Here is a 12,624-nt window from a genome sequence, read left to right as displayed (position 1 = left end):
TGAGTCCTTGAGCGCAGGGTGGGTCAGTGGGACGAGACGAAGCCCGCCGACTGGTCGAGGTGGAATGGTGAGCCAGGGCTCTTGGGCGTCCAGCCCGCGGCGAGAGCGGTGCGGATGTCGTCAGCCACCTGGGCAGGCAGGATCGGGCTGCCTTGCATTTCGAACCAGTTGCTCGGATGCGGCTGGTTGGTGGTGACCACCAGTGTCGTGCCCGGCCTACCCGCGTGTTCGACCGCGTAGGTCAGAGGCGAGTGGGCAAGTCCCTGGTCGTAGGTCGGCCGTCCGCGGAGGCGCCATCGGAAAGTGGTGCCGTCCACATTGATGAGCCGCGATCCCTTTTTGACCAGTGCCATGTCCACATCCTTTTCTTGCGACAGTAGTGAAGGGTGACCCGTCGCGTCCTGCTGATTCCTCACGGGACAGTGTCAGCCTCTGCGCATCGGGATCACGTACGGGCCTGCGTGAGGGTGCACCGGAAGGACGGACAGCCCGAGCCACACAGCGGGCCGGGCCGGAGGAGGCATGCAACCCCCGCCGCCACGACAGCCCCAGGGCACCCGCCAAGTTGCCCGGAGAACCGAACGAGGCGATCCCTCAGGTGCAAGCGACACCCAGGGACGGCCCGGTCGGCGCGGCGTACACGTCGGACCTCGAGTGGCCCAAGATCTCGCCGCGAAAATGGCCCACACCCTTGCGCCGCCCCGCTCCTAATGTCGGAGGTAAGGCGACGACGGGTGAATCGCGGTCCAGCCAGGGCTTTCCAGATCGGTCGCCGATGTCCAATCAGCCGCTCCGAGAGGACGCTGAACGCGCTTTCCCGGCCGCGGCCTTGCACCAAAGGGACAAATGCCCGAGGAGGCAATTCCCATGAAAGCAATCGTGGTGAGCGACCAGGCCGCTGGAACGGTCGGGATGACGCTGACGGAGCGACCTGAGCCGTCCGCGTCGATCAACGACGTCATCGTGCAGATCCATGCCTCGGGATTCGTCCCGACCGAGTTGGAATGGCCGTCCACCTGGACCGATCGGGCCGGCCGTGACAAGACGCCGTCGATCCCCGGCCACGAGCTGGCCGGAGTGGTCACCGCTCTCGGCTACGGTACGACGGGGCTGTCGGTCGGGCAGCGGGTGTTCGGCCTCGCCGACTGGCACCGTGACGGCACCCTCGCGGAGTACGTGGCGATCGAAGCACGCAACCTCGCCCCGCTGCCCGGCGATGTCGACTTCACGGTAGGCGCGTCCTTGCCGATCTCAGGTCTGACCGCGTGGCAGGGGCTGTTCCAGCACGGCCGCCTTCAATCCGGCCAGACCGTTCTCGCCCATGGCGCGGCCGGGGCGGTCGGGACGATGGTGACCCAGCTCGCACGTGAGGCCGGCGCCCATGTCATCGGCACCGGACGCGCCGCCGACCGTGCGAAGGCGCTCGACTTCGGCGCGCATGAGTTCGTCGACCTCGAGAAGGACGCCCTGGAAGACGTCGGCGACGTGGATCTCGTCTTCGATGTCATCGGTGGTGACGTTCAGAAGCGGTCCGCCGCCCTGGTCAGGCCCGGCGGAACTCTGGTGTCCGTCGTCGGCCCGGTCGAAGCGCGACCCGCCGAGGGCTTGGCGGTGGACTTCGTCGTCGAGGCCGATCGAGCCGAACTGACTGAGATCGTGCAGCGGGTGCGGAACGGCCGCCTGCGAACCAACATCGGTGACGTGTCGACCCTCGACCATGCCGTCGCCGCCCTCAACCCGACCGAACGACGCCAGGGCAAGACCATCATCCGCGTTCGTCCATGAGGGCTGTCGCCACCGACGGACATGTGTCAGGAGCCAAGAGGCCCGCTGCACTGGCGGTCGTCGGCCGCCCGCCGGCATCACAGGCGGACTGCGGAGGCCTGGCACCGAACGTCCACCCGACGCCCGGCCTCAGGACCTCCAAGCTCCGCGGACTGCGCCCAACCCCGGCCCGGTCATGCCGGTGTCACCGGCCGGCCTCCCAGGCCGTCCACAACCCGGCGTACACGCCACCGGCATCAACCAGCTCCCCGTGCGTGCCCGTCTCGATGATCCGGCCGTGCTCCATCACCATGATCCGGTCGCAGGTCGCTGCTTGGGAGAGACGGTGCGCGACCACGACCGCGGTGCGCCCGGCGAGGACGGCGTCGGCGGCGCGGTCGAGCTGTGCGGCGTGGGCGGAGCCGGCCTCTGCGGTCGCCTCGTCGAGGATCACCAGGTCGGCGTCGGTCAGCAGCAGGTGGGCGAGGGCGAGTTGCTGCGCCTGTGCGTCGGTGAGCGGGTGCCCGCCGACACCTATCGGGGTGTCCAAGCCGTCGCGCAGGACATCGAGGATCGGCGCGGCGCCGGTGGCTTCCAGCGCCGCGTGGAGGTCGTGGTCGGCGGCCCCGGGCGCGGCGAGGGTGAGGTTGTCTCGCACGGTGCCGGCGAAGACGTGGACCTCCTGGGTGATCATCGCGGTGCGGCCGGGGCGAGTCACCTTCCCGGCCTGGGGCAGGTGGGTGCCGGCGACCACGCCGGCGAGTGTGGTCTTGCCCGCCCCGGACACGCCGACGACGGCCACGCGCTGACCGGGCGGGATGTCGAGGGTGATGTCGTCGAGCACCCGTGGCCCGTCGCTGTAGCGGAAGGTGACCTCGTCGAGCCGTACGCCGGTGTTCGCGGTCTGTGCCGGGACGTCCGCCGGGCTGATCGGAATCGTGACGACGCCGATCATGCGGCTGAGCGACGCGAGGGCGGACTGGAGGGTGTCGATGACCAGCAGCAGCTGGTTGACCGGTCCGAGCAGGCGCAGCACGAGCAGCATGGCGGTGGTGGCGCCGCCGACGGTCGACGCGTTGTGGTCGATGAGGACGAAGCCGACGACGAGGACGGCGGCCAGGCTCAGGCACTCCCCGACGTTGAGCCGGGCGTTGAGCATGCTCAGCACGGTACGTGCGCGCAGCGACTGCCTCGCGACGCGCCAGGAGTTCGTCATCACAGCCCGGTGCCGTTGCTCGGCGATCCCGAAGCCGAGCACGGTGGCGTAGCCGCGCTGGGACTCGAGGATCTGCTGGGCGCGCGCGCTCATCGCCGTGCGCTCGGCGCGGTAGACCCCCAGTCCGATGCGCAGGTACCAGCGCACGGCCAGCACGTACACCGGCAGCACGACGGCGAAGGCGGCCGCGTAGGGCCATTCCAGTGCCGCGAGCCCGCCCAGCGACACGACGATGGTGAAGGCGGTGACGGTGAGCACCGGGATGACCGCGGGGGCGGCGTCGGCAACCGCGGTGACGTCGTCGCTGGAGCGCGAGATCAGGTCTCCGGTGCCGAAGCGCTCGACGTGGTGCTGTGGGAGCGCCATCGCGTGGCCCACCAGTTCCTCGCGCAGCGCGGCGAGGATGGAGTGGTAGACGCGGGTGGCGAGCACGATGGTCAGCGCGGTGCCCGCGGCGCCGAGGACCGCCGAGAGCACCATGGCGGCCGTGACCGTCAGCACGGTGGCGAGGTCCGCGGTGCCGTCCTGCACGCGGTCGACGAGGTATCCGATCGCCACGGAGACGATCAGGTCGACACCGGTGCTGACGATCCCCAGCACCCCGGTCGCGGCGAGCCGGAGCCGGTACCCGCGGCTGAGCCGCCACACCTCCCGGAGCGTCTCGCGGCCGCTCGCGACGGGCAGCCCGGGCGGCCCGGCATCGGAGGCCGTGGTCCCGGCCGGGCCGTAAGTGCCGTTCACAGTGCCGTCCTTGAGAGTGCGGGTACGTCGTCGGGCAGCTCGACGACGCGGTCGCAGGCGGCGAGCAGCGCCGGGCTGGAGGCGATCAGCAGCGTCGAGCGGCCTGCCCGGACCGCACGCAGGCGGCCCGCGATCGTGTGTTCGGTCACCGAGTCGACCGCGGTGGTCGGGTCGTGGAGCACGAGCACCGGCGCGTCGCTCGCCAGGGCGCGGGCCAGCGCGACCCGCTGACGCTGGCCGCCCGAGAGCCGGTTGCCGCCCTCACCGACCGGGGCGTCGAGGTCGGCCGCGAAGTCGTCGCAGGCGGCGGCCCGCAGCGCGGACTCCAGCCGCTCGGGCGCGCCCGCGGTGACGGCGATGTTGTCGCGGAGGGTGCCGCTGAACAGCGTGGCGCGGTGCGGTGCGACGGTGACGCGGGAGCGGTACTCGACCGGGGACAGTTCCCTGGCCGCGATCCCGTCGAGCCGCGCCTCGACCCCGCCCTCGGACCGCGGGTCCAGCAGTGCCTCGACGACGCGGGCTGCGGTCCGGTCGTCGGCGCGCACGCCCACGAGTTCGCCCGGCTCGACCCGGATCGTCGTGCCGGGTCCGGAGAGGCCCGGCACGACCACGTCCAGTTCCGGCGGCGCGGTCGCCTCGGCCCGGGGCGCCTCATCGGGCCCGGCCGTCGGCGTGGCGTTGTCCCGCAGTATGTCGAGGACGCGTACGGACGAGGCGCGGGCGCCGGCGAGGTTGGGGATGGACGTGCTCGCGATGGCCTGGATCTGCGGCAGCAGCGCCTGGGCGAGGCCGACGGCGGTGATCAGGCCGCCGATGCTGAGCTGTCCGTCCACGGCGAACCAACCCGCGAGCCCCAGTACCGCGGCGACGAACGTGCCGCTGACCGCGCCCGAGCCGACGAGGAACCTCCCCAGCAGGCCCGCGTTGCGCTTGGCGCCGGCAAGTGTCGCCCGGCTCGCCCGCCGGTAGCGGCTGGTCGCCTCGGCCTCGGCGCGCATCCCCTTGATGACCCGGTAGCCGGCGACGAGGTCCGTGGCCTGTCCGACGGTGGAGGCCAGCAGTTCCTGGTACTCGCGGGTGTCCCGGGAGAGCCGCTCGCTGAGCACGCCCATCGACCAGACCGCGACGGGCGCCCCGAGCAGGACCACGAGTCCGAGCAGCCAGTGTGTGGCGAGCAGCGACACCGCGATGAATGCGATGGCCGTGATCCTGGAGACCGGGATGATCGTCAGGATCACCGCGTTGGACAGGCGCGCGACGTCGCTCGTCATCACGGAGACGACGTTGCCGCCCGGCGCGCGGGCGGTGCCGCCGACCGGGTGCAGCACGCCCGTGGAGAGGGTGCCGCGGAGCCGGTGCTGCAGGACCTGCACCGCGTGGGCGGTCAGTCGCAGCGAGAACCTCGCCGCCGAGGTCAGCGCGAGGTAGAGGGCCACCAGCACGCCGAGCCACAGGACCAGCTGTCCCGTGTCCCCGGTCGCGAGGGCCCGGTCGATCGCGAGTCCCATCACGACCGGGACCGCGGACTCGCCCACCTGCCAGACGATCGCCAGCAGCATCGCGGGAACGCTGATCCGCCTCACGGAGAAGATCACGCGCAGCAGGAACCGGCCCGGGGTGGTATCCGGCCCGGACTCGAACGGCCGGGCGCCGAGCGGCTCGGCGGGGGCGAGCAGGAGCACCGGCAGCCGGCGGGTCAGCGGTCCCCGCCCCAGCCCCGCGGTGTCGGAGCCCGAGAAGCGCGAGGAGTTCCTCATGCCTGGCTCCGATCCCCGCCCGCGAGCGGGAAGCACCAGAGCAGGGCATCGGCGAACATCCCTCGCCACCATGCGTAGTCGTGTCCCCCGGCGAACTCCCTGTAGAGGGTGTCGTAGCCCTTGCCGGTGAGTACGTGGTCCAGCCAGCGGCTGTGGGTGTTCGAGCTCTCCAGTTCACCGACGTCGTGGAAGACGCGGACCGGTGCCGTTTCCGCGGCCGAGTAGTCGGCGATCAGTGTCGGTACGGGGGTGCGGCGCAGCAGCTCGCCCGCCCCGGTGCCCCATCTGAGGTCGGGGTGGTACCCGCACGACGGGGACTGGAGGATGGCGTTGCCGAACGTGGTCGGGTGGTGGAGCACGGTCCAGCCGGCGCACAGGCCGCCGAAGCTCTCGCCGGCCAGCGCGACGTCACCGGGGTCCCGCGAGAGCGGATACCTCCGGTGGAGCCACGGCAGCAGTTCCTGGACCAGCATGTCGGAGAACGCCGGGTTGCAGAGCAGTTCCTTGTCGCGCTGCGCCGCGGGTTGGCCGACGAGGACCACCGCGCAGGGGCGGATCAGTCCCGCCCGGACCAGGGCGTCGCGAACGCTGGGCGCGCTGTGCTCCGGTGTCCCGTCCAGGTGGATCACGAAGGGCAGCGCGCTCTGGTCCGAGAAGTCCCCCGGCGGCATCGAGACCCAGACGCTGCGTTCGTCCCCCAGGGACTCGCTCGCCAGCACGGCTGCTTCCAGCGCCGGGGCGGGCCGTGCTTCGGCCCGGTCGAGCCAGGGCAGCGGCAGCGCGTCGGGCAGCACGGCGACCGAGGCCCCTGAGAACCGCTCCACCGAGCACTGGGAGAACCTCGGTGGCGGGTTGGACGGGTCCGGGAGCCGGGTGTCCTCGCCCGTCGGCCCACGTCGTGAGAACACGTACGAGAAGCGCAGGTCGGAGCGCATCCGCAGGGTGAGGACGCGGAACGGCGTCCCCGCCACCGGGGCGAACTCCGTGCCGATCGGGTTGAAGCCGATCCGGGGGCCGATCACGACCGCGAGGGTGACCGTCATGTCGTCTCCGGGCTCGTCGACGAACGTCACGTCCACCTCGTCGGCGGAGACCCGCTCGACCAGCGGTGTGCCCCTCTCCCGGAGGTGTCGTCGGAACCTCTCCGGGCTCCACTCACCGGTCGTCAGCTTCTCGACCAACGGGTCAGCCATTTCTCGCACCTTCTACGTCGGGGTCGCCGGCGGACCGTCGTCGGGTTCGTTCGCGGCCGAGCGGCACCACCTGGGGGCTGCCGGCCACCGGATCGGGCACCACCAGGCAGCGCAGCCCGAACACCTCCTCGACCAGTTCGGCCGTGACGACCTCGTCCGGTGTGCCCTCGGCGACCACGGCGCCGTCCTTCATGGCGATCAGGTGGGTGCCGTAGCGGGCGGCGTGGTTCAGGTCGTGCAGGACGGCGACCAGGGTGTGGCCGAGGTGGTGCAGGTCGGTGAACAGCTCCATCAGCTCGATCTGGTGGGTGATGTCGAGGAAGGTGGTCGGTTCGTCGAGCAGCGTGATGTCGGTGTGCTGCGCGAGCGCCATCGCGACCCACACGCGCTGGCGCTGCCCGCCCGACAGCTCGTCCACCGGACGCCCCGCGAGGTCGGTGACCGAGGTCTGGTGCATCGCCCTGAGCACGGCCTGCTCGTCGTCCTCGGTCCACTGCCGGATGAACCCCTGGTGGGGGTACCGTCCCCGGGCCACGAGGTCGGCGACGGTGATCCCGTCCGGGGCGATCGAGGTCTGCGGCAGCACTCCGACCCGCCGCGCCACCTCTCCGGTCTTGTACGAGTGGATGTCCGAGCCGTCGAGGACGACCTGCCCGGCCGACGGCTTCAGCAGCCGGGACAGGCTGCGCAGCAGGGTGGACTTGCCGCACGCGTTCGGGCCGACGACGACCGTGAACGACTGGTCGGGTATGGCCACCGAGAGGTGCTCGGAGATGATCCGCCGGTCGTAGCCGATCGTCGCCGACTCCACGCGAAGGCGCGCGGTGCCGGGCGGGGTTGCGCTCACAGGCGTCTCCTGGCTTCGCTGAACAGCAGGTGTCCGAGGTAGCCGCCGCCGAGCACGACGGTGACGATGCCGACCGGCAGCGGGGTGGGGGCGACGTGCTGGGCGAGGTAGTCCGACGCCAGACACAGCAGCGCGCCGACGAAGGCGGCGGGGGTGAGGGTGATCCCGGCGGTGCGGGCGAGCCGGCGTCCGATCTGCGGGGCGACCAGGGAGATGAACGCGATCGGCCCCGACGCGGCCGTGACCGTCGCGGTCAGTGCCACTGCCACCAGGATCAGGCCGAGGCGTACGGGCGCGACCCGTACCCCGTGCGAGGCGGCCGCGTCGTCACCCAGCTCCATCTGCCGCATCGGCCGGCTCAGCATCCCGGTCAGCAGCAGGAGTACGGCGATGCAGGCGCCGCCGACGGCGACCTGGTCCCAGGACACGCCGTTGAGCGACCCGGCACCCCAGGCCGCCGCGGACATCGCCTGGTCCAGGTCGGCCTTGAGGATCAGCCAGGTGTTGAGCGAGCTGAGCATCGCCGAGACGCCGATGCCGACGACGATCAGCCGGAACCCCTGCACTCCTCGTCGGTGGGCGAGCAGGTACACGGCCACGGCGGTGGCCATCCCGCCCAGCAGCGCCCCGCCGACCAGCTGCACGTAGGTGCCGTTGACGACCAGGATCACGATCAGTGCGCCGGTGTAGGAGCCTTGGGAGAACCCGACGATGCCGGGGTCGGCGAGCGGGTTGCGCAGCAGCGACTGGAAGACCGCCCCACTCACACCCAGGGCCGCGCCGAACACCAGCGCCGCGGCCACCCGCGGCAGCCGCCACTCGACCACGATGTCGCGGACGATGTCGGTCTCCCCGCCGGTCAGCGCGGAGAGCACCTGCCCGGGGCTCAGCGAGTACGAGCCGGTCATCAGCGCGAGGACCGCCGTGGCGGCGACCGCGAGCGCGAGCACCGCGCAGACGACGACCGAGCGCCACTGGAGACGTACCGCGACCTGCCGGCGCCTCAGCACCAGCACCCGCCGCCCGAGGTCCGCCCGGGCGATGTCCGTGTTCATAGTCCGCTCGATTTCTTCCGACGCACCAGCGCGACGAGAACGGGGGCGCCGACGAAGGCGGTGACGACACCCACGGGGATCTCGCCGGGCCTCATCACGACGCGGCCGAGGATGTCGGAGACCAGCAGCAGGCTCGGGGCGAGGAGGATGCTGTAGGCGAAGATCCAGCGCTGGTGCGGGCCGACGATCCAGCGGGCCACGTGCGGCACCATGAGTCCGACGAATCCGATGGGTCCGGCGATCGCGGTGGCGCCGCCGGCGAGGAGGGTGAGCGCGGTCACCGCGAGCACCCGGGTGCGTACCAGCCTGACGCCTTGGGCGACCGCCAACTCGTCGCCCAGGGCCAGGGCGTTGAGCGGGCCCGACACCGCGAAGGCCAGGACGATCGCCACCGCGAGGAACGGCAGGATCGGCCACACGACGTCGAGCGGGCGACCCGCGATCGACCCGGCGTTCCAGTTCCGCATCGCGTCGAAGGCGTCCGGGTCGGTCAGCTGGAGCCCTTCCCTGGCGCCGCCGAACACGGCACCCACGCAGACCCCGGCGAGCACCATGACCACCGGTGAGTGGCCCTGCCGTGTCGACCCGAGGGCGAGCACCAGGAGCGTGACCACCAGTGCCCCCGCGAACGCGAACCACATGTAGCCCCGGACGTCGCGGACGCCGAGCAGGCCCACGGCGACCGTCACCGCGAAGGACGCACCGGCATGGACGCCGAGGACACCCGGTTCGGCCAGGGGGTTGCGGGTGAGCGCCTGGATCAACGCGCCCGACAGGCCGAGGGCGACGCCGACGACCAGACCCACGATCGTGCGCGGCAGCCGGAAGTCGCGGATCGCGAACTCGTCGATGTCGGCCGAGGAGTGGAACAGCGCGTCCCACACCGTCGACGGCGCGATCGACGTCGACCCGATCATGACGCTCAGCACCAGCAGGACGGACAGCACCACCAGTGCGACGACCAGGCCGAGCAGCCGACGACGGGGTCCGGGCACCGTCTCGGTGCCCGGACCGTCCTGCCGAAGGGCGAGGGCTGTCACTGCTGGGCGGGGAGGGTCGCCAGTGCGCTGTCGAGCGAGTCCAGGTACTGGATGACGGGCCCGTACGAGTTGTTGCCGGGGCAGAAGACTCCCAGCGCGCGCTCGGAGCGTACGGCGGGCAGCGCCTTCCAGGTGTTGGTCTTGACCACGGGCGCGAACGGCTCTGTCGGCCGGCCGTCCGCGTCGACCGGGTAGGTGACCACGTCGTACTTGGACAGCTCACCGATCTGCTCGAACGGCAGGGACTCGTAGGCCAGGGGGTCCTTGCCCTCGGCCGCCTCGGGGAGGTCCAGGCCGATGTCGTCCCGGGCGATCTCGGAGCAGCCGATGTCCGCGATGTAGAACGTTCCGGGATCGCTCCAGTCCCCGCGGGAGACGTCGACGAACGAGGTGTCCTTGATGACCTTGCCGTAGGTCTTCTGGATCTTGGCGACCTTGTCCTCGAATTCCGCCTTCTGCCGGCTGAGCTCGTCCGAGACGTTGCCGGCCTCCGCGATGGCGTCGGCGAAGGCCTTCCACTCGGTGTCGAGCCCCCAGTACACGGTCGGGGCGATCGCCTCGAGCTTCTTGCCGACCTTGTCCCAGTCGTTCGAGTGGAACTGGACCAAAATCAGGTCCGGCTTGAGAGCGGCGAGCTTCTCGAGGTCCACCTCGCCACCGTTGCTGCCGACGACCTCGGCTGCCTCGTACGCGGTCCTCTGCTCCTTCGGCAGCACGTCGAGTTCGGAGTCGGACGCCTCGGTGACGCCCACCGGCTTGCCCCCCAGGTCGAGGAAGGGGAGGTTCGTGTTGCCGATGGTGACGATTCGCTCGGGGTCGGTCGGAACCTTGACGGTGCCGTTCTCGGCCTTGACGCTGCGGCTCCCGGCGGTCTTGTCGCCGCGGGTCCCGGTGGCCTTGTCGCCGGTGTCGTCGCCGTCACCGCCGCAGGCGGTGAGGACGAGCGACGCGCTCATCAGTGCGGCGGCGAGGACTGCGCCGCGTCTCATCAGGGGGGCGTTGCTCATGGGTGTTCTCTTCTTCTCGGTGTGGAGTGGTTCAGTCGGTGGTGGAGCGCAGGAGCTCATGGACGGTGGTGCCGAGGCCGACGGTGTGCGCCGACCTCCGCGTGAGGCCGGCCCGGGCGATGACGGCGTCCAGTTCCGCCGCGGTGCGAAGGCCCGAGCCGTGGCAGACCAGGCCGATGAGGTCCGCCTCGCCGTCGTGCTCGTCGAGGTCGTCGGTGTCGAAGACCTCCTCGATCAGCAGCACCCGTCCGCCGGGGACGAGGTTCTCCGCGGCCCGGCGCAGTGCGTGGGCGGCGTCGGCGTCGGGCAGTGTCCTGAAGGCGCGGCTGATGAGCACGGCGTCGGCTGCCGGGCCGGGCTCGAAGACGGACTGCTCCAGCACGCCGACCCGCGTGCGCTGCCGCTCGTCGGGGATCGTGGCGGGCAGGTCGCGGCGCAGCCAGTCGGCCTGGGCGGGCAGGGCGCAGATGGTCACGCGCAGGTTCTCGTGGGCCGCGACGTACTCACGGGCGTGGGCGCCGGCACCGCCGGAGTGGATCACCAGGTGCTGGACTCCGGCGAGCAGGTCGGACGTGGCGATCGGTTCGGCCAGCGCCGGCTGGAACTTCGCCAGGCGCTCCAGGTGACGGTCCTCGTAGTCCTGCTCGGCCCGTACGTCGGCGAAGGCCTGGCCGGTGACCGAGGCGTAGGCGGGTCGGCCGGTGCGCAGCGACTCCGTGAGGCCGTGGATCCCGAGCATCTCGCGACCGACCACTCCGGCGGAGTGCAGGCGGTCGGCGATGAACTCCAGGGTGAGGACGTCGCCGACGGGCGTCAGGGCGTAGTGCCCCGGCTCCGTCTCGGTCACCACGTCCAGGGTGTGCAGGTAGCGCAGCAGCTTGCCGAGCGCGCGCTCGTCGGCGCCGGCCTTGGCGGCCAGCTCGGCCACCCCGGTCACGCCGCGGGAGACCAGATCGGGAACGCCCAGCTCGACTGCGGTGCGGATCGCGATCGGCGCGACCAGCTCGGTCAGGTCGTGGAGCCTCTGGAACGGCGTGACCGTCCTCTCCGGATCGGGGACCGCCCCGTCGGTCTCCAGTGCGACGACGTGGGAGCGACGCCAGTAGCCGGCGAAGTCGATGTCCTCCTTGGGCATGCCACGGTCCTCGACCAGGTGCCGGCGGATGTCCCGGACGGCCGTGTGCTCGCCGGCCAGCCATGCGAACGCCTGGCCGGACCACCACCGCGCTGCGCGGACGGTCTCGGTGAGCAGGGACACGTTCCCGGCGGGTGCGCCGGGGCGGACCAGCCACGTCACGTCGACCCCGGGCAGCTCGCGCAGTTCCTGGCGGTGGGCCTCCTCGGCGATCTCGATGAACACCTGCGCCCGGGCGTCGGACGGGAGCTCGTCGAGCAGGCGGCCGATCGCGGGGAGGGCGGTGTCGTCGCCCGCCACGAGCAGCCAGTCGGCGCCGGTCGGGAACGTCTTGGACGTGCTCGGGCCGCTGAGGTGGATCCGGTCACCCGGCCGGGTGCGGTAGGCCCACGTCGTTCCCGCGCCCACCCCGTGCCGGACGAAGTCCACGTCCAGCTCACCGGCCTCGGGGTCCCAACGGCGGACCGTGTAGGCCCGCGACAGAGGTCGGGGGTCCTTGGGCACGATCAACTTGGCCTCGCCCTGGACCGGGAGCACCGGATCACGCTGACCGGGGTACGGAAAGTAGAACGCGAGGTCGTCGTCGAAGCCCGGGGACTCGAAGGCCGGCCGCGCGAAGCCGTCCGCGGTGGTGAACGCCCGCAGCTGTTCGCCGGTCATCGTGACCCGCCGCATTCCGGGCGTGATGTCGACCGTCCGGACCACCTCGACCTCTCGCAGGGTCGGCGGGCGCACGCTGAGTCGGCGCGAGGTCTTGGGCATGCGGGGACTGACCTTTCCGGTCGCTACGAGGGCTGGAGCCGCCCACCGGCATCGGAAAGGCGCGCACTGCTAAAGTTAGGCAAACCTTACCTTCGATAGTGTGCGCA

10 protein-coding genes are annotated in these 12,624 nt (G+C 71.3%); 1 reads left to right on the top strand and 9 read right to left on the bottom strand.

What is annotated here, in order from left to right:
• Positions 1–23: 23 nt before the first annotated feature.
• On the bottom strand, positions 24–353 hold the full coding sequence (locus tag IE265_RS29140) for a hypothetical protein (RefSeq protein WP_190038704.1): 330 nt from the start codon (positions 351–353) through the stop codon (positions 24–26).
• 514 nt (positions 354–867) lie between these two features.
• On the opposite strand from IE265_RS29140, the gene IE265_RS29135 reads away from it, so the two are divergent.
• Entirely contained in the window at positions 868–1,785 is a 918-nt protein-coding gene (locus IE265_RS29135; RefSeq protein WP_190038734.1) for an NADP-dependent oxidoreductase, read from the top strand.
• 184 nt (positions 1,786–1,969) lie between these two features.
• On the opposite strand, the gene IE265_RS29130 is transcribed toward IE265_RS29135, so the two are convergent.
• The 8 genes from IE265_RS29130 to IE265_RS29095 are packed head-to-tail and all read right to left on the bottom strand — an operon-like array spanning position 1,970 to position 12,517.
• Entirely contained in the window at positions 1,970–3,721 is a 1,752-nt protein-coding gene (locus tag IE265_RS29130) for an ABC transporter ATP-binding protein (protein ID WP_229916672.1), read from the bottom strand.
• Complete coding sequence (locus IE265_RS29125) at positions 3,718–5,478, bottom strand: ABC transporter transmembrane domain-containing protein (protein ID WP_229916670.1); 1,761 nt, start codon at positions 5,476–5,478, stop codon at positions 3,718–3,720. Before IE265_RS29125 ends, IE265_RS29130 begins: the two co-directional genes overlap by 4 nt.
• Positions 5,475–6,671 (bottom strand): alpha/beta hydrolase, encoded by a 1,197-nt coding sequence (locus tag IE265_RS29120; RefSeq protein ID WP_190038703.1) that lies wholly within the window; start codon positions 6,669–6,671, stop codon positions 5,475–5,477. The genes IE265_RS29125 and IE265_RS29120 overlap by 4 nt, the downstream gene beginning before the upstream one ends.
• Positions 6,664–7,518: an ABC transporter ATP-binding protein gene (locus tag IE265_RS29115; protein ID WP_190038702.1), complete on the bottom strand. Its 855-nt coding sequence runs from the start codon at positions 7,516–7,518 to the stop codon at positions 6,664–6,666. The genes IE265_RS29120 and IE265_RS29115 overlap by 8 nt, the downstream gene beginning before the upstream one ends.
• The gene (locus tag IE265_RS29110; protein WP_190038701.1) at positions 7,515–8,573 is read right to left on the bottom strand and encodes a FecCD family ABC transporter permease; all 1,059 of its coding nucleotides are present in this window, start codon (positions 8,571–8,573) and stop codon (positions 7,515–7,517) included. The genes IE265_RS29115 and IE265_RS29110 overlap by 4 nt, the downstream gene beginning before the upstream one ends.
• Positions 8,570–9,613 carry a FecCD family ABC transporter permease gene (locus IE265_RS29105; protein ID WP_229916669.1) on the bottom strand — a complete coding sequence of 348 codons (1,044 nt, stop codon included), beginning with the start codon at positions 9,611–9,613 and terminating at the stop codon, positions 8,570–8,572. The genes IE265_RS29110 and IE265_RS29105 overlap by 4 nt, the downstream gene beginning before the upstream one ends.
• The gene (locus IE265_RS29100) at positions 9,610–10,620 is read right to left on the bottom strand and encodes an ABC transporter substrate-binding protein (protein ID WP_229916667.1); all 1,011 of its coding nucleotides are present in this window, start codon (positions 10,618–10,620) and stop codon (positions 9,610–9,612) included. The genes IE265_RS29105 and IE265_RS29100 overlap by 4 nt, the downstream gene beginning before the upstream one ends.
• Before the next feature lie 31 nt (positions 10,621–10,651).
• Positions 10,652–12,517, bottom strand: a complete 1,866-nt coding sequence (locus IE265_RS29095) for a siderophore-interacting protein (RefSeq protein WP_190038700.1) — start codon at positions 12,515–12,517, stop codon at positions 10,652–10,654.
• Positions 12,518–12,624: the final 107 nt, after the last annotated feature.

This window comes from Streptomyces fructofermentans (assembly GCF_014651055.1).
In the GTDB taxonomy this organism is placed as follows: domain Bacteria; phylum Actinomycetota; class Actinomycetes; order Streptomycetales; family Streptomycetaceae; genus Streptomyces; species Streptomyces fructofermentans.
The sequence above is the reverse complement of the archived record's forward strand: the minus strand, read 5'-3'. Positions and strand labels throughout refer to the sequence as shown.

Bases quoted from the DNA above. Each gene is read 5' to 3' on its own strand.
- IE265_RS29140 (WP_190038704.1), bottom strand. From the start codon at position 353: ATGGCACTGGTCAAAAAGGGATCGCGGCTCATCAATGTGGACGGCACC.
- IE265_RS29135 (WP_190038734.1), top strand. From the start codon at position 868: ATGAAAGCAATCGTGGTGAGCGACCAGGCCGCTGGAACGGTCGGGATG.
- IE265_RS29125 (WP_229916670.1), bottom strand. From the start codon at position 5,478: ATGAGGAACTCCTCGCGCTTCTCGGGCTCCGACACCGCGGGGCTGGGG.
- IE265_RS29120 (WP_190038703.1), bottom strand. From the start codon at position 6,671: ATGGCTGACCCGTTGGTCGAGAAGCTGACGACCGGTGAGTGGAGCCCG.
- IE265_RS29110 (WP_190038701.1), bottom strand. From the start codon at position 8,573: ATGAACACGGACATCGCCCGGGCGGACCTCGGGCGGCGGGTGCTGGTG.
- IE265_RS29100 (WP_229916667.1), bottom strand. From the start codon at position 10,620: ATGAGCAACGCCCCCCTGATGAGACGCGGCGCAGTCCTCGCCGCCGCA.
- IE265_RS29095 (WP_190038700.1), bottom strand. From the start codon at position 12,517: ATGCCCAAGACCTCGCGCCGACTCAGCGTGCGCCCGCCGACCCTGCGA.